The sequence below is a fragment of the Gilvimarinus sp. 2_MG-2023 genome, from assembly GCF_030547685.1.
Lineage (GTDB): Bacteria > Pseudomonadota > Gammaproteobacteria > Pseudomonadales > Cellvibrionaceae > Gilvimarinus.
The window spans coordinates 21864-45486 of record NZ_JAUOQM010000047.1 but is presented as its reverse complement, the minus strand read 5'-3'; the positions used below and the strand labels follow the sequence as shown (position 1 = coordinate 45486).

Below are 23623 nucleotides of genomic sequence, written 5' to 3'. Positions count from 1 at the left end.
AAAAGCCCTCGCTGAATTATTCTGCGGGGGCTTTTTTTATGGCACCGGTTAATACTACGTTAAGCCCGCCCTCAGGAGACTTGCTGGCGCATATATCAATGCCTTGAGCAGCTGCTGCCGCTTGAGTGATGGCCAGACCCAGACCAAAGTTTCCATCGTGAGCTCGGGCCGAGTCGGCTCGGTAAAAAGGCTCGAATAGGTGTTCTATTTGGGCCTCATCAACTCCGGGGCCGTTATCGGCAATGACGAGAGTCCAGTGCTCGGTGTTACTATCCAGCTCTACCCAAACTTTTTCTGAGTAGCGGCTGGCATTGCCCAATAAATTATCCAAAATGCGTTGCATTAGATGTGGCTTACACTGGGCGAATAGTGCTTTTCGGGGCTCGTATACAATAGTGGTATCCGGCATTTGGAAGCGCCAGTCTTCAACGCTGGTGGATACTATATTCGTTAGGTTAACGGCCGCAGACTGCTCCTGGTAGATCGAGCCTTCCAGCCGGGCAAGGGTTAACACCTGTTCAATTAAATGGTCGAGTGTATCGCACTCTTTTTCAATGCGTTGCACATAAGTGCTCTGTACTTGTTCAGACAATATACCGGCAGCCAGCTTTAACCGAGTTAAGGGCGAGCGCAACTCATGGGAAACATCGGCAACCAGTCTCTGCTGACTGTCCATCGACGCCTGCAACTTGGTCGCCATGTTATTAAACTCACGCGCCAGCTGGCCAAACTCCCCCCTGCCTTCGCTTACCCGAGTGTCGAGTTTGCCGTTGCCAAATTGTCTGACGGCCTGAGCCAGTGTTTTTACCGGGCGGCTCAACCAGCGCGCCAGTACTAGCGACAGTATCAGTACCAGTACAGCGGAAATGGCCAGACGCCATTGCGAGTTGCTTTGCAGCTGCGCTCTCCAGGCGGGTATGTGCTCGGGCGGCATAGCCCAAAAAGCCCGGTAGTCCCGCTCCAGAGTCGAGATTGTAAAGGGGCCAATGATTTTGTGACCCGGGCGCAATTCCATAACTTGAACCTGATTGGACTCAAATAGAGGGGCAAGTCGCCAGTGGCCGCGTTGGGTGCGCAGTGGAGCGCCTGTTTGCGGGTCGATAATAATCAGATTGCGACTGAGATGGCTGCGCAATAGGCGGTCTATAGGGCGAATGTCGCTCTTGGCAAAACGTTCACTGATGTGTTCGAGTTTTTTGAGGTCCTGGGCGGAGGGAGGGCTAGGCTCGGTGTTGTGATCTAGATAGCGAGTAAGATAAAAATTAGCGACGATTAACAAAGTAAACGACAGCCAAAACCATAAAAATAAACGGCCGGTAAAACCGGCGATGCCGAGTTTCATGATGCGTGGTGGACCAATAATTGATAACCACTACCGCGAATGGTTTTGATGCTTTCGATAGGATTAATATCGGCCAGTTTTTTTCGAATATGGGAGACATGAATATCAATATGTCGATCGTATGGATGTAGCTTGCGCCCGAATGCCTGCTCACAAATAGCGTTTTTGTCCACCACTTCACCAGCGTTACCGTAAAGTACATTCAGTACACGAAACTCGGCTGCAGTGAGGTCGACGGCGGTGTTGTAAAATTCCGCCTGCATACTGCCTGCGTGCAAAACTAACGCCCCGGTCGGTTCTTGTGCGGGACTAATACGCCTAAGAATAGCCTGAATTCGGGCGACTAATTCTCGATGAGAAAAAGGTTTTGCCAAATAGTCATCAGCGCCGAGCTCAAGGCCGAGAACCCGGTCGATTTCATCCCCGCGAGCGGTAAGCATTAATACCGGTACTCGCGACTTGGAGCGCAATTGCCGCAGAACATCAAAACCGTTTAATTCCGGCAGCATAACATCTAGCAATACCATATCGGGCTGCAAGTTTAGGGCGGCCTCAAGCCCACTGGTGCCGGTATGGCGACAGCTAACCTCGTGCTCATGGGCATTTAAATATTCACTGAGCATGGCGCACAGGTCTTGGTCGTCATCAATTATCAGTAATCGGCTCATAGGGCAATTATTGCGGGCTAGGGGGGCAGTCGCACGGTGATTTACGTTATTTTACGGGAGACGGCGGCCGTGAGGCCGCCGAGAAAGTGAAGAATTAAGCGGCGTCTTCTTCTTTTTGCAGGTGTACATCCATTTGAGGGAAAGGGATGCTGATGCCATTTTCGTCAAAGGCAAGTTTGATGTTCTCAGTTAAATCAAACTTCACGCCCCAGTAATCGGCGCTGTTGACCCACGGGCGAACCACGAAGTTAACACTGGAGTCAGCCAATTCACTGACTGCAATTTGTGGCGCAGGATCGGCCAGTACACGCTCGTCGGCTTTGACAACACTGTCCATGATCTCTTTGGCTTTTTTGATGTCGTCGCCGTAACCAATACCAAATACTAAGTCTACGCGGCGCGTAGGCAAGGCAGAGTAATTGGTAATGTTGCCCGAGTAGATAGCTCCATTAGGTACCACAATCTCTTTATTGTCAGGGCTGTTTAGCGTAGTGGTGAAGATGCCAATGGTTTTAACCACACCTGCTGTACCACCTGCCTCAATGTAATCGCCTGCCGTAAAGGGGCGAAATACCAATAGCAAGAAGCCCGCAGCAAAGTTTTGCAGTGAGCCCTGCAAAGCCAAACCAATCGCCAAACCGGCAGCACCAATAAGAGCAATCAGAGAGGTGGTATCTACACCTAGCTGATCAAGAGCCGCAATGATGACGACGATCAGCAGCAGTGCGTTGGCAATTGCCTGGATAAACTCAACCAAGATATTGTCGAGGTTAGTGCGGCGCAGGAGCTTGCCAATAACACCTACCAGAATTTTTACTACAATTTTACCGATGATGAAGATCAGCAGTGCGGTGACTAAGCTGATCCCCCAAGGAATGACATGAGTTTGAACAAACTCATTCATATCATCTTGGCCGAAGTTGAACATTTTGCATCCCTCTATAGAAGTAATATGGCCACCGGGTGGTGGCAGCGTGAATCGTGTGTGTAGACACACTCTCAATAGATGATTATTGACGCTATCTGAGGCAAGCGCAAGCACTTATACCTCAGAGTGAGTCTAGAATAGAATTGTGAGTTAAGCGATTTTGCCCGTGGTGCGAACGCGCTTGCTGCCTTTTACCGGCTTTTCTTTCTTCGCTGCGGCACGGGCTTGTAAATGGCTATCTACGCCATTTTTGAGAGCGATTAAAAATCCGGTAATAATAAATGCACCTGGCGGCAAGATAGCGACCAAAAAGCCCGGGTAGTCGGTAAATAGGGTTAGTTGCCAACTGCGAGCACTCTCGCCAAACAATAATTGCATGTTGGCAAACAACGTGCCCGAGCCCAAGATCTCCCGAATTGCACCGAGTGTGACAAGTACTAGCATAAAGCCCAGGCCCATCATTAAGCCGTCCCAGGCGGCGGGCAGCACCGGATTTTTACTGGCAAAGGCATCGGCCCGACCTAAAATAGCGCAGTTGGTGACGATCAGCGGAATAAAAATACCGAGTATCGTGTAAAGCTCGTAGGTGAATGCCTGCATGACCAGTTCGATACAGGTGGTTAATGAGGCAATAATCATCACAAATGCGGGCAATCGAACCGCGTCGCTCACGGTTTTACGAATCAGTGACACAGCAATATTAGAACTAACCAGAACCAACATGGTCGCTAATCCCAGTCCGAGGGCGTTGACCACCGAGCCGGATACTGCCAACAGTGGACAGAGCCCCAGCAGTTGTACCAGTGCTGGGTTATTACTCCATAAACCTTTTTCGCTGATTTCTTGCCACTGGTTATTGTCCGCCATGTTTCTCTCCTGCTTCGGCTGGAAGTTCAAACAAAAGCGCGCGCTGGGCGTCCACTTGTTGTAAAACGCGTTTCACCTGTGCGGTGACGGCGCGCGGGGTAATGGTGGCACCGGTAAATTGGTCGAACACACCGCCGTCTTTTTTCACCGCCCATTGCTGCACGCTAGGATCGTTGAGGCTTTTGCCGTTAAAGCCGTAAACCCAATCACTTTTGGCGGTATCGACCTTATCGCCGAGGCCGGGGGTTTCTTTGTGAGACAGTGCGCGCACGCCTGCGACCGAGCCGTCGCGATTTACCCCGACGATTATTCGTATATCACCGCTGTAACCATCGGGGGCGACGGCGGGCACAATCACCGCAATAACCTGGCCGTCTTTGCGGGCGCGGTGAATAGCCTCGGGCGTATCCAACCCCAGCGCCGCCAGCATAGAAGGGGGCGTAGGGAGGGTGTCGCTCAATAAATCGTTGTCGACCCGCTCGGCCAGTACCAGTTCGTACAGTGCTTTCTCGGCGGCCTGCCGCTCAGCCTCAGCGATACGATCGCGGGTATTCACGTTGGTTAACGCCAAGATGCCTGCGGTGACCAGTGCAAATAAGCCCAGCAACAGAGAATTTTTACTGATAGATGCGCCTAGCATTATTGATCCACCTTGCGAGTAGCCCGCTCACTTTTTTTATGCCCGTAAGTGCGTGGCAACGTGTAATAGTCAATAAAAGGCGCGGCAAAATTCATTAGCAGTACTGCAAAGGCAATGCCGTCTGGGTAGTTACCCCAAATACGGATCACGTAGATCAACACACCAATCGCAGCCCCGTAGATTAATCGTCCACGTGTGCTGACCGCCGAGCTGACCGGGTCGGTGACAATAAAGAAAGCTCCGAGCATAGTGGCGCCGGAAAATAAATGGAACAGCACGGAACCGCCGCTGGTGGAGCTGCCGCCGTCGTAAAATAAAAAGGCCATTATCGATAAGCTGGCCAACATCGCCACGGGGGCGTGCCAGGTGAAAATGCGCCGATAAAGCAGGTAAGCGCCACCGACTAAAAAGGCGAGGTTGGCCCATTCCCAGCCGGCACCGACAAATTGCCCCGCGCTTAAAACAGGGTCTTGTAAATACAGGTCGTTCAGCATTAAGCCGCTATTTTGTTTAACCGTATCCAAAGGTGTGGCGGCGGTATAACCATCAATGCTCGTGCCCAACCAAATCTGTTGCAGCGCTTGCACCACACCGGGCGTTTGACCGCCAATGTCTAGTGGTGCCGCCCACTGGCTCATGTGTAGGGGAAAGGAAATCAGCAGGACAACATAAGCCACCATGGCGGGGTTAAATGGGTTGAAGCCCATACCACCGTACAGCTGTTTGGCGAGCACAATGGCCACGCCACTGCCGAGCACTACCAGCCACCAGGGGCAGTAGGGCGGTAAGGCAAGGCCTAATAGAACGCCGGTGACCAGAGCACTGCAGTCGCGCAGGTAAAACCAAACGGGGCGACCGCGCAGTTTCATTACCGCCGCTTCAAAGCCCATGGCGGTAATACTGGCGAGCAGAACATTGTGCAGGCTACCCACGCCAAAAAAGTAAGTCAGTACGGCGAGGCCGGGCAGAGTTGCAAGCACGACGGTGCGCATAACCGCGCCAGTGCCGAGCGCGCGGTGTGTATGAGGTGAAGATATGCGCAAAAGAGCCATTGCAGTGTCCGTCGTTGAATTAAGTCAGCTCGGCCAGTTGATCGCGGGCCGTTGCGAGCTTTTCTTCTAACTTGCTGACGCCAGTTCTAAAGGCGTCGATATTGTCATCGTTTTCTTGCTCGGCTTTTTCCAGCCGCGCCTGAGCTTTTTCCAGCCGCGCTTGCAGTGAGTCGACTTGATTGCGCAGCTTATCCGAAGCGCTCATGGTGGCCATAGCGGCAGCTTTAGCTTTGGCTTTTTCGATGGCCAGGCTGGCAGCATCTGAGGTGGCCGGATCTTGCGGTGTTTCCTCTGCCACCGTTGACAGCGTTGCCTCGGCCAACTCTTTTTGGGTGCTGGCGATTTTTTCCTTTAAACGCTCGACACCCTGCTGCAAGGCTTCGGCCTTGTCGGAGTCTTCTTGCTTGGCACCGGCGGCTTTTTGTTCGGCTTTTTCCAGACGCTTGTATAGTGACTCGAGCGATGAGCGCAGTTTTTCTTCTGGCGACATGGCAAGTTTGGCTTTAGCCCGCTCGATGGCTGCCTGCGCAACATCCGGTGTGGCGTTGGCAGGTGTTGCTGGCGCTGCTGCAGCTGGCGTTAACTCAGCCAACTCATTCTGCGCTGCACTCAACTTATCTTTAAGTTTGTCGACCCCTTGCTGCAAAGCTTCAACCATATCGGGCTTGTTGTCTTTCGCCTCAATCACTTTTTGTTCGGCTTTTTGTAGGCGTTTTTGCAGGGATTCGACGCTGTTGCGCAGCTTCTCTTCCGGGCTCATGGTCTGCTTGGCTTTGGCCCGTTCGATCGCAGCCGCAACCGGATCATTCGCCTCTGTTGAGCTCGCCTGACGGTTGTTTTCTCCTTGAGAGGCAATAAAGGCGTCCAGCTTCTTTTGTGCATCGCTGACTTTTAATTGTGCCTGCTTGATACTCGCGGCTTGTTTTTCAGCTTGTTCGTCGGTGGCCTCTTCAGCCAATGGTTGCTCGGCTTTTTTCAAGCGCTCATGCGCCGAGGCGAGCAGGCGCTCAAGCTTGGCGCGCTGCTTGTCGGTATCTTGTGTCGATACCGCTGCCGGTTTGGGCTCGGCCGGAGTATTGGCCTTCTGTTCGGCCAGTTTTTTCTTGGCCTCTTCGGCGGCCTTTTTGCGGGCTAGACGCTTGGCTTCTTTTTCCGCCTCCTCTTTGGCGATACGGTCCTGACGGAATTCAAAGCGCCGGCGCGAGCGGTCTGATTTTTCTTTGTCGATGCGGTGCTGACGAATCTCGCCTTTGGCAGCGCGGTAGTACTGCACCAGCGGAATATGGCTGGGGCAGACATAAGAGCAGGCGCCGCATTCAATGCAGTCAAATAAGTTGTGAGTCTCCAACTTTTCCAGGTCTTCCGCCTGGGCGTACCAAAACAACTGCTGCGGCAGCAATTCTACCGGGCAAGCCTCGGCGCACATACCGCAGCGAATACAGGCCATGGCAGGCTCGGGCGGTGGCAGTTCTTTTTTGCTGGGCGCCAATAAACAGTTGGTGGTTTTTACCACGGGTACGGATAAATCCGGCAAGCTAAAGCCCATCATCGGGCCGCCCATCACTAGGCGCGAGGCTTTCTTGTGTTGGTAGCCGTGCTGCTCCAGCACAAAGTTTACCGGGGTGCCAAACAGCACCTCGATATTGCGCTGGGTTTGTAAGGCCTCGCCCACGACGGTGGTGATGCGTTTCACCAGTGGTTCACCGAATCGCACCGCGCGGTAAATGGCGGCGGTGGTACCAACGTTTTGGCAAACCACGCCAATGGCCGCGGGAATTTGCCCCGCGGGCACCTCGCGCCCGGTGAGAATTTGAATCAGCTGTTTTTCGCCCCCGGATGGGTACTTGGTGGGAAAACTCACCACTTGTATTGCACTGCCTTCGGCGGCTTTGCGCAGAGCGGCAATGGCCTCGGGCTTGTTGTCTTCAACACCTATCACCACGCGCTCGGGTTGGTTGAGCAGCTGGGCCAAGATTTGAGTGCCCGCGATGACCTCTTGGGCACGCTCGCGCATCAACACATCATCGGCGGTGATGTAGGGCTCACACTCAGTGCCGTTAATAATGAGGGTGTCAATCGGGTGATTAGCACGCGGATTCAGTTTAACGGCCGCAGGAAAACCCGCACCGCCCAAACCGGCAATACCCGATTCGCGAATGCGTGCGAGTAAGTCATCCTTATTGCGTTCGGCGTAATCCTCCCAGGGAGACAAAGGTGTCCAGTCGTCTTTGCCGTCGGTATCCAAAATGATACATAGGTCGGTCATGCCGGAGGGGTGGGGCACGGTGTGCTCCACAATGGCGGCAATACGGCCCGAGGTGGGGGCGTGAACATTAGCACTGAACACACCGTCTGCCTCAGCGATCACTTGTCCGCCCAATACCTGATCGCCAACCTCGACAATGGGTTTAGCGGGCGCGCCAATGTGCTGACTGACCGGCAGAATTAACTGAGGGGCAATGGCCAGCGGGCCGAGGGGCTCGAGCAAGGATTGCGTTTTGTTTTCCGGCGGGTGTACTCCGCCGGGAATGTCCCACACTTTAATTAATTCCATCACGCCGCTTCGCCGGAGTTTTGTTCAGAGCCGCGACCTTGGTCGGTAGCAATTAGATTGTCGGCTTGTTCGTGGCTGGCTGCAGGCAGCTCCCAACGCCACTCTTTAATACTGGTTGCCAGTGGAATCATATCAATGCAGTCCACCGGGCAGGGCTCAACACAGAGGTCGCAGCCGGTACATTCATCGGCAATAACCGTGTGCATTTGCTTGGCCGCGCCTAAGATTGCGTCCATTGGGCAAGCCTGAATACATTTGGTGCAGCCAATGCACTCGTCTTCGCGAATCACCGCGACGGTGGCCACGTCCGCTTCTTCGCCGTGCTCTTCGTCCAGTGTCGGGGCTTCTACATCCAGCAGGTCGGCCAACTCATTGATAGTGGTTTGGCCGCCGGGTGGGCACTTATTGATTGAGTCGCCATTGGCGATGGCCTGCGCGTAGGGGCGGCAACCAGGGTAGCCGCACTGGCCGCACTGAGTTTGCGGTAATAGGTTGTCGATTTGCTCGACAATCGGGTCGCCCTCCACTTTAAAGCGGACAGCGGCGAATCCCAGCAGTGCGCCGAATAGCAGTGCCAAACCGATCAGAGCGATCAGTGCGGCGGCAATAGGGTGTTGAGCAATGGTTTCCAACATAATTGTTTCGTTACACCAAACCGCCAAAGCCCATAAACGCCAGAGACATCAGGCCGGCGGTAATCATGCCGATAGCAGCTCCTTTAAAAGGCGTAGGCACATCGGCTACAGCCAGGCGTTCGCGCATGGCCGAAAATAAAATCAGAACTAACGAAAACCCGAGCGCGGCACCGAAGCCAAAAATGGTGGATTCGACAAAGCTGTGGGCTTTTTGGGTGTTTTGCAAAGCCACGCCCAATACGGCGCAGTTGGTGGTAATCAGTGGCAAAAATACCCCCAGTACCCGGTACAGAAGAGGGCTGGTTTTTTCGATAAACATCTTCGCCAACTGCACCACCACGGCAATCACCAGAATAAAACTGATGGTGCGCATATACTCGAGGCCCAGCGGCTGCAATACCCAGGTGGCCACGAGATAGCTGCAAATCGAGGCCAAAGTCAGCACAAAAGTGGTGGCACTGGCCATACCAATAGCCGTCTCAAGCTTATTGGAGACGCCCATAAACGGGCACAGGCCCAAAAACTGAACCAGTACAAAGTTGTTCACTAATATTGTGCTGAGCAAGATAACCGCTAAATCGGTCATGCTGTTCACCTCGAAGTCAGTCCGCAGGGACTATAGCGCTAAGAGCGCATTATCCCGGATGCACCCGGCGCGGTTCAATATAAAAACGAATCTCATTTAGGTTGTTTGGGTATATGCTTATAAAAAGCAGAACGCGGTACGCGCAACGCAATCAATCCTCCTGCATTTTGCCTTCCGCGTTTTACGCTCTTACATCACCCTCTGCCCTGGTAGTGCGCCGCTGTCGGGCTCTAGCAGGTATATCTCTTTGTCGCCTGGGCCGGCGGCTAAGACCATCCCTTCGGATAAGCCGAATTTCATTTTGCGCGGTTTTAGGTTGGCGACCATCACTGTTAGGCGGCCTTCCAGCGCTTCTGGTTGATAGGCCGATTTAATGCCCGAGAATACATTGCGGGTTTCGCCGCCGATATCCAGGGTTAATTGCAGGAGCTTATCCGCCCCTTCGACGTGGCTGGCTTGAACAATTTTAGCGACCCGCAGGTCGACTTTGGCAAAGTCGCCAAATTCAATTTCTTCGCACAGTGGCTCGTCGGCCAGTGGGCCGGTGGCCTTGGGGGCCGCCTCTTCTTTGCTCGCCTCAATCATGGCGTCTACCTTGTCTTTTTCAATGCGCTGGAGCAGCGGCTTAAATTTATTGATCTCGCCACCGCGGTAGGCGATGCCCTCGGCCCAGCTCAGAGTCTCGCCCAAGAAAGCTTCGGCGCGCTCGGCCAGTTGCGGTGCCACGGGCTTTAAGAAAATCATAATGGCGCGGAACATATTGACGCCCAGGGAGCAGACCTCGACCACTTCTTGCTCGCGGCCTTCTTCTTTAGCCATTTTCCATGGCTCGGCGGCGGCGATATATTCGTTGGCGGCATCGGCCAGCGCCATAATATCGCGCATGGCTTTACTGAAATTGCGCTGCTCGTAGTGCTCGGCAATCACCGCTTCGGCGTCGATAAAGCGCTGCCACAGCTCGGCGTCCACCGGCTCGGCGCTCATGTTGCCACCGGCTTTGGCGATAAATTTAGCGGTGCGGCTGGCAATATTGACCACCTTGCCCACCAAGTCGGAGTTTACCCGGGCGATAAAATCGTCCAGATTTAAATCGAGGTCATCCACCGCGCTGGTGAGCTTGGCGGCAAAGTAATAGCGCAGGTACTCGGGGTCCAGATGCTGCAAGTAGGTTTGCCCGTTAATAAAGGTGCCGCGCGATTTCGACATTTTTTTGCCATTGACGGTGACAAAGCCGTGCACATTAACTTTAGTCGGTGTGCGCAGCTCAGCTGAATGCAGCATGGCAGGCCAGAACAGAGCGTGAAAGTTGACAATATCCTTGCCGATAAAGTGGTGTACTTCGCACTCGCTGTCCGGGCGCCAGAACTCTTGCCAATCAAAACCGTTTTGATCGGCAAAGTTTTTCAAGCTGGCGATATAGCCGATAGGGGCGTCCAGCCAAACGTAGAAATATTTGCCCGGGTGGCCTGGGATTTCAAAACCGAAGTAGGGCGCATCGCGGGAGATGTCCCACTCTTGTAAGTCGGCGTCCAGCCACTCGGCCACTTTGTTGGCCACTTCATCTTGCAGGTGACCGGCGCGAGTCCACTGTTTCAGGAAGCCGGCAAACTCTGGCAACTTAAAGAAAAAGTGCTCGGACTCTTTCGGCACTGGTGTGGCACCAGTCAAAACAGAGACGGGGTTGATCAGCTCCATCGGGCTGTAGGTTGCGCCGCAAGCCTCGCAGTTATCGCCGTACTGGTCCTCGGTTTTACACTTGGGGCAGCTACCCTTGATATAGCGATCCGCCAAAAACAGTTGTTTTTCTGGGTCGAACGCCTGAGTAATAGAACGGCGCGCAATATGCCCTTTGGCTTCCAAACGCTTATAAATCATTTCCGACAACTCGCGATTCTCAGGCGAGTGGGTGGTGTAAAAGTTGTCGTGCCTGACGCCAAAGCCTTCGGCCACCGCTTTGTGGACGGCGTGCATATTGTCGATATGCTGTTCGGGGCTAATGCCTTGCTCTTCCGCCTTGAGGGTGATGGCGGTGCCGTGGGCATCGTCGGCGCAAAAGTAGTAGCACTCATGACCGCGAAGGTTTTGAAACCTGACCCAGATGTCGGTTTGGATTTGCTCCATAATATGGCCCAGATGCAGCTCACCATTGGCGTAGGGCAGCGCGCTGGTTACCATGATCTTGCGGCGTGTGCTCTGTGTGGTCATATCTCGACGTTTACTCTCGTTAGTAGCTAAAGCTCGCTGCGTGTGGGCCGCGTAGTCCGTAGCAAATAGTCCGTGGTCATGAGCCTCGCCATCCATAGACGGCGGGGGCAAAAATGGAGCGGCACTATACCATTTTCGCGCCCTTTTTGCGCGGTAATTCAGGGGTTTACGAGGTCTGTGGTTGGATTTTGCAACTGTGCCCCCACCAATAGGCCACTGTTATTGATTAGCGCGCTTGTCAGATCACTTGCTAGAGGGTTCCAACGTCATGATTGATCAAACCGAAATTGCCCGAGTCCTCGGCGCTTTAGCCGATCCATACAATGGCACTAGCCTTGAAAGCCTAGGGGCGATTCAGTCGCTGTCCATCGAGGGGGGCAAGGTTCAGGTGAGCCTTGCGCTGGGGTATCCCGCAGCAACCGACGAGCGCCTTGCCGAGCAAGTCCAGCAGGCGCTTATGGCGCTGGATGGGGTGGAGGCGGTAGATCTCGATTTAAGTTGGACTGTCACCGCGCACCCCGCCGCCAACAGCGCACAGGCCGTGCCTGGGGTTAAAAATATTATTGCAGTTGCCTCGGGCAAGGGCGGGGTAGGGAAATCCACCACCGCCGCTAACCTAGCCTTGGCACTGGCGGCCGAGGGCGCTCGGGTAGGGGTGCTAGATGCCGACATCTACGGCCCCAGCCAGCCGCAAATGCTGGGTGTGGGCCAACGCCGCCCGCAAATTGTCGGTGAGGGTAAATCGCAGCAAATGGTGCCGATAGAAGCTCACGGTTTGCAGACAATCTCGATGGGGTATCTGGTTACCGAGCAAACCCCGATGGTTTGGCGAGGGCCTATGGTAAGCGGCGCGCTGAAACAGCTACTGGGCCAAACCTGCTGGGACGATGTCGACTACTTAATCATCGATATGCCACCCGGCACTGGCGATATCGCCTTAACCCTGTCGCAAAGTGTGCCGGTAACCGGCGCTGTGATTGTCACCACCCCACAGGATATTGCTCTGCTCGATGCCGTTAAAGGCATCGAAATGTTTCGCAAAGTGAATGTGCCAGTGCTGGGCGTAGTCGAAAACATGGCCACTCATGTGTGCAGTAATTGCGGTCATGAAGAGGCTATATTTGGTGCCGGTGGTGGCGATCGTATCGCCCAAGACTACAACACCGAGCTACTGGGCGCGCTGCCGTTATCACTTGCTGTGCGCGAACAGGCCGATAGCGGCACGCCCTCGGTCGCCGCTGAGCCCCACGGCGAAGCCGCACAAGCCTACCGTGCCATCGCCTTAAAAATGGCCGCCAATCTGTGGCGAGAAAACACCCAAGCCGCCCCCGGGCCTATATTTGAGACGGTTGGTGACTGACCGTTAGTTGCAGTAACTTTTCAGTAAAGCCGTGCCTTTGGGGTGCGGCTTTTTTGTCTATGGGGGCACTGTTTTTTAGGTTGGTTTTTAGCGACAAACGAGCTTAAGTCGAGAGACAACATGCTATTATTCGAGCTCTGTAACATATTTTAAAGGACTAATTATGAAAGCACCGCTGTTAACCTCCTGTGCTAGCTTTACGGCAATATTACTCAGTGCTTGCGGGGGGAGTGGTACCGATCCTTGTGGCGGGAGTTTGCCACCTCCATCTGAATACACCGTGAACGATTACCAAGTGTCGGTCATACAGCACGCGGAACCTATTACCGCCAATACCTATGACTATGGTGAGCCCGTGAACGGTGAGCCGGTATCCTGGAGCCAGCTTGGTGTTGTGTTGACGGCAGACGTTCAGCACTATCAGGTGCAGGCTGCGCCAACTCGCTGGAGCTTGTGGCCACTTGCGCTAGCCTGTAGTCCTGCCCCGTCGCAGCCGGCACAAACCGTCGTGTCTATTTCGGTTGTAAGCGATAATGCCTACACCGACGATTATCCTGCGGGATCGGACTTGTCGGGCATCGTGGCTCCATATGGCATGCTCGTTTGGGTGGATGCCGAAGACCTTAACGATTATTTTGTACAACAACCCGGTGCGCCAGAGCGGCTCTCGCTGTTTTTCACCGAGCCGCCTCAGTATGCTCGGCACACATTTACCATTACCGTCGAACTGGATGACGGTAGTCGTTTTGTATTAGACAGCCCCGACGTTGAAATGCAGTTTGGCTCGGTGTCCGCGTCGGTCTTGCCGCAGTGACCGATTGAATTCAAGACTGTTAAAACAGAGGCTAGGCTGGGCCAAATGGTTGAGTGCGACAAAGCAGCGCGGGAGACGGTTGAATGGGGAAATCAGCTGAGCGTGTAGGGTGCTCCCAATATAGGCCAAAAACCGCTATCATACGCGCCGCAATTACATCGTAATCTAAGGGGTCACAATGAGTATCAAATCCGATAAGTGGATGCGCCGCATGGCTGCCGAGCAAGGCATGATCGAGCCGTTTGAGCCAGGTCAGGTACGCCACGGGGCCGATCAGCAGCGTATAATCTCCTACGGCACCTCAAGTTACGGCTATGATGTGCGTTGTGCGGATGAGTTTAAGATCTTCACTAACGTGTATTCATCGGTAGTAGACCCTAAAAACTTTGATGAAAACAGCTTTGTCGATGTTAAAAGTGATGTCTGCGTGATTCCCCCCAACTCCTTTGCGCTGGCGCGCACTGTCGAGTATTTCCGTATCCCGCGCTCTGTATTGACGGTGTGCTTGGGTAAGTCCACTTACGCCCGCTGCGGCATTATTGTTAATGTCACGCCACTGGAGCCCGAGTGGGAAGGTCATGTGACGCTGGAATTTAGCAATACCACACCATTACCGGCTAAAATTTACGCCAACGAAGGCGTGGCGCAGATGCTGTTTTTTGAATCGGATGAGGTGTGTGACACCAGTTACAAAGACCGCGGCGGGAAGTATCAGGGCCAGCGCGGGGTAACCTTGCCGAAAACCTAATCTCTTCGGCTGAATGGTCGCGCATTAAAAAGCCCTTAACCCTGCACAGGGTTAAGGGCTTTTTTGGTATTCGGCTTGTGTGTAAGCCTAAGTGCATTACGCCTTGGTAATACGGTTGAACTCGGCAAAATACGTGGGGAAAGTTTTCGAGGTGCATTTGGGGTCATTGATTACAATATCCACATCCCCAAAGCTTGCCAGCGAAAAGCACATCGCCATGCGGTGATCGTTGTAGGTATCAATGGCCGCTGAAGTTAGACTTGTGGGCGGCTCAATGTAAATATAATCCTCACCTTCCTCAACCCTCGCGCCAACTTTGCGTAACTCAGTCGCCATAGCCGCTAAGCGGTCGGTTTCTTTAACTCGCCAGTTGTAGATGTTGCGAATACGAGTCGGGCCTTTGGCAAACAGAGCCGTGGTGGCAATGGTCATGGCCGCATCGGGGATGTGGTTCAAGTCCACGTCCACACCGTTCAGCTCGCTGCCGGCTTCCACTTCGATCCACATATCGGCGTAGGTGACTTTGGCCCCCATCTGTTGTAGTACATCGGCAAATTTAGCGTCGCCCTGAATACTAGCGCTGCCAGTGCCGTGTACTTTTACCGGCCCGCCGCCAATGGCTGCGGCGGCTAAAAAGTAAGAGGCAGAAGACGCATCGCCCTCCACCATAATCTCACCCGGTGATTGGTAGGTTTGTTGGCCTTGAATTTCGAACGATTGGTAGTCGTTATTGGTCACCTGCACCCCGAACTTGGCCATGGTGTCCAGTGTAATATCAATATAAGGCTTGGAGACCAGTTCGCCATCCACCTTGATGCAGGTAGTGCTTTGCAGCAGAGGTGCAATCATAAGTAAGGCGGTGAGGTACTGGCTGGATATATTGCCTTTAATACTGACTTCGCCACCGTTGAGTGGTTTACCTTGCAGGGTCAGGGGCGGGAAGCCATCGTCTTTAAGATAAGTAACCTCGGCGCCCAGCTGACGTAAGGCATCGATTAAGTCGCCGATAGGGCGCTCGTACATACGCGGTTCACCGGTAATGGTGAAAGTGCCTTCGCTAATCGCCAGTGCGGCGGTCAGGGGGCGAACTGCGGTACCTGCGTTACCCAAAAACAGCTCAACGGATTGACCCGCTTGAAAAACGCCTGCCAGTCCCGTCAAGCGACAAGTTTTTTTGTCTTCTGACAGAGTGTAATCGACGCCCAGTGCCTTGAGTGCGGTCAGCATATGGCTGACATCGTCACTGTCCAACAAGTTGGTAATAGTGGTTTCGCCTTGTGCCAGCGCTGCCAATAGGAGGATGCGATTAGACAAACTTTTCGAACCGGGCAGGGTGACTTCACCCCGGGCAGAGCGAATGGGCTTTAGCGTCAGTGTTTCCATGAAATAGAGCTCACAACGGGAAAAGGCGGCATTTTACCCAAAGCGAGCGGCTAACGCCATGGGAAGGTCCCGGTTAGGCGCTGGGGGGGCTTGTTTAATAGAATGGTGATGTGTTTGCACGGCTGGATTCGAAAGCGGTCACCTCCATGGTCTATACTGGTGAGAAATCGTTGCGCTAAGAACGCTCAACGCTCTTTTACGGGTTTGCTGCGTTCCTCTCTTGCTGTTCACATACCGCTGGCGGGTGCTCGCTATCGTCTGACATGACCCGCACGGTCACGTTCTCTACTGCCCCAAGGTTTAACGACGGGCAACTCTCCGGTTGGCATTGTCAGCTTTTTACAATAACTACACAGGGAAACCCATGACTAAATTGAAACAAGCCTTATTAATGCTTTTGGGTGGTGTAACAGCGGGTGCTGTTCACGGCGAGACACAGCTGTCTGCTGGTGTTTGGGGTACCTATCAATATTTGCCTGACGATAAAGCCAATAGCAACAGCGGCGGCGAGTTTACCGGCGAAGCGTTGATTCTCTACCTGGACGGTCACGCTGAAAGCGAAGGGCGCTGGCTTTATTCCGCGGAGTTTCGGGTGGGCCCCGGCAGCTTTACCGACACGGCTAATAATTCAACCGGTGATCAATACACCTTACACAAAGCCTGGGTCGGCTGGCAGTTTAATGACAGCAATACCTTGCGGGTCGGTAAATCTCAGGTTCCTTTTGGCTGGAAGACGAGTAATTTTTGGCCGGGAGATATTCTGTTGGCAGGCTATGGTGATCAGATGGATGTCGGGTTAAAGCTTAGCGGTGAACACGCAAAACTCGGTTATGACCTTGCCTACTACCACGCCGATGATTGGGGTGATAGCAGTACCGATACCGTCGATGATAATGGCCATTGGGGCAGCTCTGTCACCTATCGCAAGGTGCAGACTCTGGTTGGCAATGCCACGTGGGAGGTCGCGACTGATCATAAGTTGGGTGTGTCGGTGCAAAGTGGTGGTTTGCAAGACTTGAGTGGCAACCCGGACCGGCCGGTTTCGGGCGATCATCAGGCCGCGGTACTCTACTATGAGGGCTCGGTGGGAAATTTTTTCTCCAAAGCTTCTTGGATCACGCAGGAGCGCGACTTGCCTGATGAGTACGGTGTGCAAACTGGCCTGCAAACAAACGTTAAGAATCAGCGTTTTGCCGCTGAGGTTGGCTACAACAGTGGGCCCTGGTCGTTCTATTTGGATGCATCAGCTGCTCGGCCTCAAACCACCGGCAACAATGCCGATGACGTGGTCGCGGTCGCACCCGGCATGAGTTATAACTACGGCCCCGGCTGGATTTATCTTGAATACTTAAATCAGGATGGTTACGTTGATCGCAATGGCTGGGTCGGAGAAGGGGACTTTGAGGCTGTTTACTTATCGCTCGATTTTTACCTATAACACGGAGATAACATGAGTGACGCTAACGCAAACAATCAGGAGCAAGGCTCAAAAATTAATATCAAGGTAAACCCGCCGGTGTTTTTCGGTGCCGGTGGTTTGTGTCTGCTGTTTGTCTTGTACGCCGTTATTTGGCCCGCTCATGCCGAGGTGGTTTTTTCGGCAATGCAGGGCTGGGTGGTTCATTCGGCCGGCTGGTTTTATGTGCTGGCAGTTGCGCTGTTCTTTATTTTTGTGGTGGTGCTGGCGCTATCGGATTATGGGCGCATTAAACTAGGCCCCGATCACAGCGAGCCGGATTACAGTTATTTTTCGTGGTTCGCGATGCTGTTCTCGGCCGGTATGGGCATTGGTTTAATGTTTTTCGGTGTGGCAGAGCCAGTAATGCACACCATGACGCCTCCTGTGGGGGATCCCGCCACGGCAGATGCCGCGCGCGAGGCCATGAAAATTACATTTTTTCACTGGGGCGTTCACGCTTGGGCCATTTACGCGGTGGTGGCGCTATCGCTCGCTTACTTTGCATTTCGTCACAATTTGCCTTTAACCATTCGCTCGGCGTTCTACCCGCTTATTGGTGAACGTATTTACGGCCCCATTGGGCATGCGGTGGATATTTTTGCGGTATTGGGGACTTTGTTCGGGGTAGCTACTTCGCTCGGGCTGGGGGTGATGCAAGTTAATGCGGGCCTTAATTATCTATTTGATGTCGAAATAAGTACCGGAGTGCAAATTGCACTGATTGCCGGTATTACCCTGTTGGCAACGGTGTCTGTTGTGCTGGGTTTAGATGGCGGTATACGCCGGGTGTCAGAGCTTAACCTTTTTCTCGCCGTGGCGTTATTGCTGTTTGTGTTGATTGCCGGGCCAACTGTGCATTTATTGCAAACCTACGTACAAAATGTTGGTTATTATCTGTCGGGATTGGTGGAAACGACTTTTAACCTTTATGCCTACGAACCCACCGGTTGGATCGGCGGTTGGACGCTGTTTTATTGGGGGTGGTGGATTGCCTGGTCGCCTTTTGTAGGGATGTTTATCGCGCGGGTGTCACGCGGACGCAGTATTCGCGAATTTGTCGTCGGTGTCTTGATGGTGCCGGTGGGTTTTACTTTTATGTGGATGACTTTTTTTGGTAATACTGCGGTTAATATGATTTTGGAGCAGGGTATCACTCAGCTTGCCGACGCGGTAGCGGCGGATTCCTCAGTAGCCTTGTTTCAATTTTTTGAATATCTACCCATGACGACCATTGCCTCGTTAGTGGCAACTGTATTGGTCATTACCTTTTTTGTGACCTCGTCGGATTCGGGCTCGCTGGTTGTCGATATGTTGACCTCGGGGGGTACGGAAGAAGATACGCCGGTTTGGCAGAGAATTTTTTGGTCGGTGTCTGAAGGCGTTATTGCCGCGTCACTATTGGTTGCCGGCGGGCTGGCTGCCTTGCAAACAGCAACCATTGCCAGTGCACTGCCATTTACCGTGGTGATGCTACTGATGTGTTGGGGCCTATTTAAGGCGCTCAGGCTGGAAATCGTTAAAAGAGTCAGTTTACGCGATGCCATGCTGGCGCCGCGGGTGGCAAAAAATCCGGTAACTTGGCAGAACCGTTTGGCGCGAATTGTTCACCAGCCCAAGCGTGACGATGTCCTTACTTTTTTACAGGGAGCAGTTCATAGCGCCCTGCGTAAAGTGGCCGATGAGCTCCATAGTCAAGGCTTGATGGCGAAAGTGGAGCAAGACGAACAAGACCGATTGTGGCTTGAGGTTAATCACGGCGAAGAGACCGATTTTTTCTATTCCGTACACGTTCGGCCTTATACGCCCCCCACTTTTGTGATGCGCGACACCAGTAAAAAACGTGGTGAAACGCTGCGCTATTATCGCGCCGAGGTCTATTTAAAAGAAGGCGGTCAGGATTACGATGTGATGGGTTGGAGTGAGGAACAAGTGATTGCCGATGTACTTGACCAGTACGAAAAGCACATGCATTTTTTAAACGCGGTGCGTTAACTAGGGGTTGATTGGCTTTGCCTGAGTTATTGTTAATTGTCATTATTACTTGGGCATCGGGTGCCAGCGCACTAGTTGGTGCCTTTTTGGCTTGCTTTGAGTCCAGTCGTGAAACTGAGCGTAAGCAAGAGTTGCTACACGGTATCACCGCCTTTGGTGGTGGTGCCTTATTGGCGGCGGTGGCTTTTTCTTTAGCCCCGCACGCGATGAAGACGTTGAGTTTGGTTAGTTTGTCTTTAACGTTTCTTGCTGGCGGTTTGGTTTTTTGTGTTATCGATGCGTTTTTAGCAAAGCGCAAAGGTAGTATCGCCCAGTTCCTGGCAATGATGATGGACTATTTGCCGGAGGCTATGTCACTGGGAGCCGTATTTAGTCAAAACCGTAAAATGGGCTGGTTGTTGGCGGGCTTTATTGGCCTGCAAAATTTGCCAGAGGGTTTTAATGCGTTTCGCGAAATGCGCAGTAATCACCTGGCGGGCAAAAAAATTCTTTGGGCTATTTTTATCGCCACCGTGTTCGGGCCAATTGCAGCGTGGTTAGGCTATACTTGGTTGCAAGAGCAAGAAGTACTCACTGCAGCCATTATGAGTTTCGCTTCTGGCGGTATTCTATACCTTATTTTTCAGGATATCGCACCACAGGCAGTAATGCGCACGCACTGGATGCCACCTTTGGGCGCGGTGTTGGGGTTTATGTTGGGTATGTTGGGAAGCGCGCTGATGGGTTAGTCGCTCGGGCTTAACACATTAAAAGGCGTATACTAGGGCGAACTTATTCACACTTGAATGATAAGGAACCTGTATGCGCTTGGCATTAGTCGGCTTGGGGGATATTGCACAAAAAGCATATTTGCCGGCCGTTATTCAGCACCTACCCGTAACTCCGGTGTTGTGCACCCGTAACCACTCAACATTACACCAGTTAGCGGAACGTTACCGAATCAGCGAGTGCTATACTGACTTTGCAGAACTGCTACGCAGTCGGCCCGATGCCGTTATGATTCACTCCAGCACAGAAAGTCATTACGCATTGGCTCAGGCTGCTCTTGCGGCGGGCATCCCCACTTTTGTCGACAAGCCTCTGAGCTACCGACTGGAGGAGGCCGAGCATCTTATTGCATTGGCGCAAGCCGAAGATACGCCGCTGTTTTGTGGCTTTAACCGTCGTTACGCACCGCTTTACCAAAAAGCTCTAGCCGTACCTTCCGTGAGCATTGTGTATCAAAAACATCGGCATAATCTGGCGGATGAGGCACGGCATTACGTGTACGATGATTTTATCCATGTCTTAGATTTTGTTCGCTTCTGTTCGGCTAAATCGGTGCAAAATATTCAGGTTCACGCCTGCCATCGAGCGGGGCGACTGGCTAACGTAACAGTGGCTTGGCAACACTCCGGCACCTCGTGTATCGCCAGTATGAATCGGATCAGTGGTCAAACCCGAGAGCGACTGGAATGCAGTGGTGACAATATTAGCTGGCAGGTGGATAACTTAAGCCAAGGGTTGCAGATGGAAAATAATCAAGCCTCGCCCATAGGCTTTGGAGATTGGCAGGAAACCCTGTACAAAAGAGGGTTTTACACGATGCTCGAGGCGTTTATGCAACAAGTTAAGTCCGGCCGGGCAGATCGTGAGTATTTACAGGGTGTTTTGCACACTCACCGATTATGCGAGGAAGTTTTACAGCAAATTCGACCTGAGTAGTCAATACTAGATATTGGTAGCGCGCGCGTGCACTCGCGCAGCAGTGCCCGCCAATATCTGTACAGGAAACGATTATGCGACCAGCAGGCCTAGGCTTCACCTTAATTGAGTTAGTGGTGGTCATCACCATTGTCGGAATTTTGGCCGCCATTGCGGTGCCCAGATTTATTCAACTGCAAGGAGACGCGCGCAGGGCAGTGCTGGAAGGGGTGCAGGGGTCAATGATTGGCGCGGCCAACTTGCTTTATGCGCGCTGTGTGATTGAAGGCAGCGAACAGGCAGCGAGTACAATCTGTGGTAACGGCAATGGCAGTCATATCGACGTGGCTTATGGTTATCCTGTAGCCGCAGCCATTGAAAGCCTGCTCAATATTCAAAGCGATGACCTGGCCGAGAAGGCGACAACGAATGATGGTGTGATCGGTTACGATATCGACGATGACGGTGCTATTGATGCAAACTGCCGGGTAACCTATAGCGCTGCCGGTGGTATCAATGCCGCTCCCAGTGTGGTGGTTAATGCTGCTAACTGTTGAGTCGAAGTGGCTGGTTAAAAAATATCGAAGTGCTAACTGCGTGGTGGCGGGCCAGCGTTGTAAACTATTGAGATTATATCGACTCACATAAAGTATGAGTTAACTTAATTGTGCGATAGACAATGTCATTTATATTTGTCTAGACTGGGAAAAATACTATTTTCCAGGATTGTACAATGATGTTTATTTCGCGCTTTTGGCTGTCTTTTATTGCTGTCGCCAGTATCGCCGGTTACGTTCAGGCTCACAGTGGCGCCGAACATACCCACGGCGAATCATCGCCAGCCAATGGGCTTGTGATTGATCATTCTTTGCCAGTGGTGCCCTGGACTCACTTACAGCTCAACAATCATCCCGATGCCTTTCAATTTGCGGTGGTGACAGATCGCACCGGTGGGCTTCGCCCCGGGGTGTTTTCCCAGGCGGTAGACAAGCTCAATTTGCTGCAGCCGGAATTCGTCGTCAGTGTGGGCGATTTAATTGAAGGCTATACCGAGGATCGCGCGCAGCTGGCGGCGGAGTGGAATGCGTTTGACAATATGGTTGAGCGTCTCGACATGCCGTTTTTTTATCTGGCAGGTAATCACGATTACACCAATGATGTCATGGCTGATGTGTGGCGCGAACGCTATGGCAAAAGTTACTACCATTTTGTCTATCGCGATGTGTTGTTCGTTATGCTCAACTCCAATGATGGTGGCTCGACGCACAGCTTTTCCGATGAGCAGGTGCAGTGGTTGAAACAAACGTTGCAAGACAACCCAGAGCCCAAATGGACTTTAGTGTTTACCCATGCCCCCATGTGGGATAGAGACGAGCAGGACCGGTGGGGTGAGATTGAAGCCGTGTTAGACGAGCGTCCTTTTACCGTATTTGCCGGGCATCATCATCGCTATGTCAAAGAGCAGCGCCACGGCCGCAACTATTTTACCTTGGCCACAACCGGCGGTATCAGTAGCATGCGCGGCACGCGCTTTGGCGAATTTGATCATGTGGTGTGGATCACCATGAGTGACGATGGCCCCATTATCGCCAATTTAATGTTGGATGGTATTTTGGATGAAGACGTGCGCACCGCTCATATGCGTGGGTTACAACATAATATGATTGATCGCGGTCGGTTATCGGTGCCGGCTCTATTGCACCGAGGTGATTTTAAGCAAGGCACAGCGGCTTTGCGTCTGACCAACGATGCGGATATTCCCTACACTTTAACGGCTGATATTTTGGGCCGCTCAGGTTTTGCCTTTACGGGGCTCTCGCCGCAAAACATCACGGTGCCGCCTAACGAGGTGCGTCATATTGAGCTGCCGGTAAGCGCTGTGCAGCTGGCGCAGGACAATAGCAATGCCCTGGATATTCGCTGGCAACTTGAATATGACCATCATGGTGAACAAGTTAGCTATAGCGGCGAGCGCACACTGGCGATTAGCCGCGAATACCCGATTAACCCACTGAAAGATCTGACCCTGGATGGCTCGCTCAGCGAGTGGCGCAATGCAGCATTTTTCTCATCGTTAAAACCGCACAATACTGATTCACTCGTGAGCCCGGCGGATGCGGACTTCTCTTGGTCGCTCGGACAGAGTGACCAACATTTAGTCATCGCGCTCGATGTGAAAGACGACGAAATTGTTCGGTTCGAGAGCGATCAACACCGCGGACAAGACAAGCTGTTAATCTCTCTCGATGCCCGCCCTAAATCGCGCCGTTTGTTAAAGCCTACCTACGATAACCGCGTGCCCGGAGATCGCCAAATTATCTTGCAGCCGCCCGCACCCGGTCACCGCGCCAAGCTTATTGGCAAGCCCGAATTGTCAGATACGGTTTGGCAAAAAGTCCGTACGACCGAGGGCGGTTACAGCGCTGAGATAGCCATTCCATTTGCTCTGTTAAATCAAGACCACGGCAGTCGTTGGGATGGGGTGCGAATCAATATTCAAATGCACGATGTCGACGCCGATGGACACACAAATATGCTTCAATGGCTGCCCGCTTGGGGGGGTGACGAAGCCCATGCCGGAGCTGGCAGCTTTTACCGCGACCCCCCTCACTGATACGCAACAGCGCTTATTGGCAATCAATCGCGTGCGGCACCATGGGCAGCTATTCACTGAGTTAGCGCCCAAGGATTGCCGCACTCGATTGTT

20 protein-coding genes are annotated in these 23623 nt (G+C 52.8%); 9 read left to right on the top strand and 11 right to left on the bottom strand.

The features are described from left to right. Nucleotides 1-16: 16 nt before the first annotated feature. The 10 genes from Q4526_RS11450 to metG form a co-directional block, all read right to left on the bottom strand. Entirely contained in the window at nt 17-1342 is a 1326-nt protein-coding gene (locus tag Q4526_RS11450) for a HAMP domain-containing sensor histidine kinase (protein ID WP_215977217.1), read from the bottom strand. After that, nucleotides 1339-2010, bottom strand: a complete 672-nt coding sequence (locus Q4526_RS11445) for a response regulator transcription factor (RefSeq protein ID WP_215977216.1) — start codon at nt 2008-2010, stop codon at nt 1339-1341. The genes Q4526_RS11450 and Q4526_RS11445 overlap by 4 nt, the downstream gene beginning before the upstream one ends. 94 nt (nt 2011-2104) lie before the next feature. Further along, nucleotides 2105-2938 (bottom strand): mechanosensitive ion channel family protein, encoded by an 834-nt coding sequence (locus Q4526_RS11440; protein ID WP_215977215.1) that lies wholly within the window; start codon nt 2936-2938, stop codon nt 2105-2107. 150 nt (nt 2939-3088) lie between these two features. Continuing rightward, nucleotides 3089-3805, bottom strand: coding sequence for an electron transport complex subunit E (locus Q4526_RS11435; RefSeq protein WP_215977214.1), 717 nt, complete (start codon nt 3803-3805; stop codon nt 3089-3091). Then, nucleotides 3792-4445, bottom strand: a complete 654-nt coding sequence (gene rsxG, locus Q4526_RS11430) for an electron transport complex subunit RsxG (RefSeq protein WP_215977213.1) — start codon at nt 4443-4445, stop codon at nt 3792-3794. The genes Q4526_RS11435 and rsxG overlap by 14 nt, the downstream gene beginning before the upstream one ends. Beyond that, nucleotides 4445-5497 carry an electron transport complex subunit RsxD gene (gene rsxD / locus Q4526_RS11425; protein ID WP_215977212.1) on the bottom strand — a complete coding sequence of 351 codons (1053 nt, stop codon included), beginning with the start codon at nt 5495-5497 and terminating at the stop codon, nt 4445-4447. Before rsxD ends, rsxG begins: the two co-directional genes overlap by 1 nt. Nucleotides 5498-5516: 19 nt before the next feature. Beyond that, a complete protein-coding gene (rsxC, locus tag Q4526_RS11420; protein ID WP_215977211.1) occupies nt 5517-8051 on the bottom strand; it encodes an electron transport complex subunit RsxC in 2535 nt (844 codons plus the stop codon). Beyond that, entirely contained in the window at nt 8051-8686 is a 636-nt protein-coding gene (gene rsxB, locus Q4526_RS11415) for an electron transport complex subunit RsxB (protein ID WP_215977210.1), read from the bottom strand. Before rsxB ends, rsxC begins: the two co-directional genes overlap by 1 nt. A 10-nt stretch (nt 8687-8696) precedes the next feature. Continuing rightward, nucleotides 8697-9272: an electron transport complex subunit RsxA gene (gene rsxA, locus Q4526_RS11410; RefSeq protein ID WP_215977209.1), complete on the bottom strand. Its 576-nt coding sequence runs from the start codon at nt 9270-9272 to the stop codon at nt 8697-8699. Between the two features lie 189 nt (nt 9273-9461). Next, complete coding sequence (gene metG / locus Q4526_RS11405; RefSeq protein ID WP_215977208.1) at nt 9462-11477, bottom strand: methionine--tRNA ligase; 2016 nt, start codon at nt 11475-11477, stop codon at nt 9462-9464. Nucleotides 11478-11745: 268 nt separating this feature from the next. Here metG and apbC point away from each other — a divergent pair, with 268 nt between their 5' ends. The 3 genes from apbC to dcd all read left to right on the top strand — a co-directional run bounded on the left by apbC (nt 11746) and on the right by dcd (nt 14399). After that, the gene (gene apbC, locus Q4526_RS11400; protein ID WP_215977207.1) at nt 11746-12837 is read left to right on the top strand and encodes an iron-sulfur cluster carrier protein ApbC; all 1092 of its coding nucleotides are present in this window, start codon (nt 11746-11748) and stop codon (nt 12835-12837) included. A 163-nt stretch (nt 12838-13000) separates the two neighbouring features. After that, on the top strand, nt 13001-13651 hold the full coding sequence (locus Q4526_RS11395; protein WP_215977206.1) for a DUF5034 domain-containing protein: 651 nt from the start codon (nt 13001-13003) through the stop codon (nt 13649-13651). 178 nt (nt 13652-13829) lie between these two features. After that, complete coding sequence (gene dcd / locus Q4526_RS11390; RefSeq protein WP_215977205.1) at nt 13830-14399, top strand: dCTP deaminase; 570 nt, start codon at nt 13830-13832, stop codon at nt 14397-14399. A 96-nt stretch (nt 14400-14495) separates the two neighbouring features. On the opposite strand, the gene aroA is transcribed toward dcd, so the two are convergent. Beyond that, nucleotides 14496-15782 carry a 3-phosphoshikimate 1-carboxyvinyltransferase gene (gene aroA, locus Q4526_RS11385; protein ID WP_215977204.1) on the bottom strand — a complete coding sequence of 429 codons (1287 nt, stop codon included), beginning with the start codon at nt 15780-15782 and terminating at the stop codon, nt 14496-14498. Nucleotides 15783-16146: 364 nt separating this feature from the next. Here aroA and Q4526_RS11380 point away from each other — a divergent pair, with 364 nt between their 5' ends. The 6 genes from Q4526_RS11380 (at nt 16147) to Q4526_RS11355 (ending at nt 23530) form a co-directional block, all read left to right on the top strand. Next, complete coding sequence (locus Q4526_RS11380) at nt 16147-17220, top strand: porin (RefSeq protein WP_215977203.1); 1074 nt, start codon at nt 16147-16149, stop codon at nt 17218-17220. 12 nt (nt 17221-17232) lie between these two features. Beyond that, nucleotides 17233-19233, top strand: a complete 2001-nt coding sequence (locus tag Q4526_RS11375; protein ID WP_215977202.1) for a choline BCCT transporter BetT — start codon at nt 17233-17235, stop codon at nt 19231-19233. Nucleotides 19234-19250: 17 nt separating this feature from the next. Next, nucleotides 19251-19961 (top strand): ZIP family metal transporter, encoded by a 711-nt coding sequence (locus tag Q4526_RS11370; RefSeq protein ID WP_215977201.1) that lies wholly within the window; start codon nt 19251-19253, stop codon nt 19959-19961. 73 nt (nt 19962-20034) lie between these two features. Next, nucleotides 20035-20937, top strand: a complete 903-nt coding sequence (locus Q4526_RS11365) for a Gfo/Idh/MocA family protein (RefSeq protein WP_215977200.1) — start codon at nt 20035-20037, stop codon at nt 20935-20937. 74 nt (nt 20938-21011) lie between these two features. Beyond that, nucleotides 21012-21473, top strand: coding sequence for a type II secretion system protein (locus tag Q4526_RS11360; RefSeq protein ID WP_215977199.1), 462 nt, complete (start codon nt 21012-21014; stop codon nt 21471-21473). A 176-nt stretch (nt 21474-21649) separates the two neighbouring features. After that, the gene (locus tag Q4526_RS11355) at nt 21650-23530 is read left to right on the top strand and encodes a metallophosphoesterase (protein ID WP_215977198.1); all 1881 of its coding nucleotides are present in this window, start codon (nt 21650-21652) and stop codon (nt 23528-23530) included. The last annotated feature ends 93 nt before the right edge of the window (nt 23531-23623 follow it).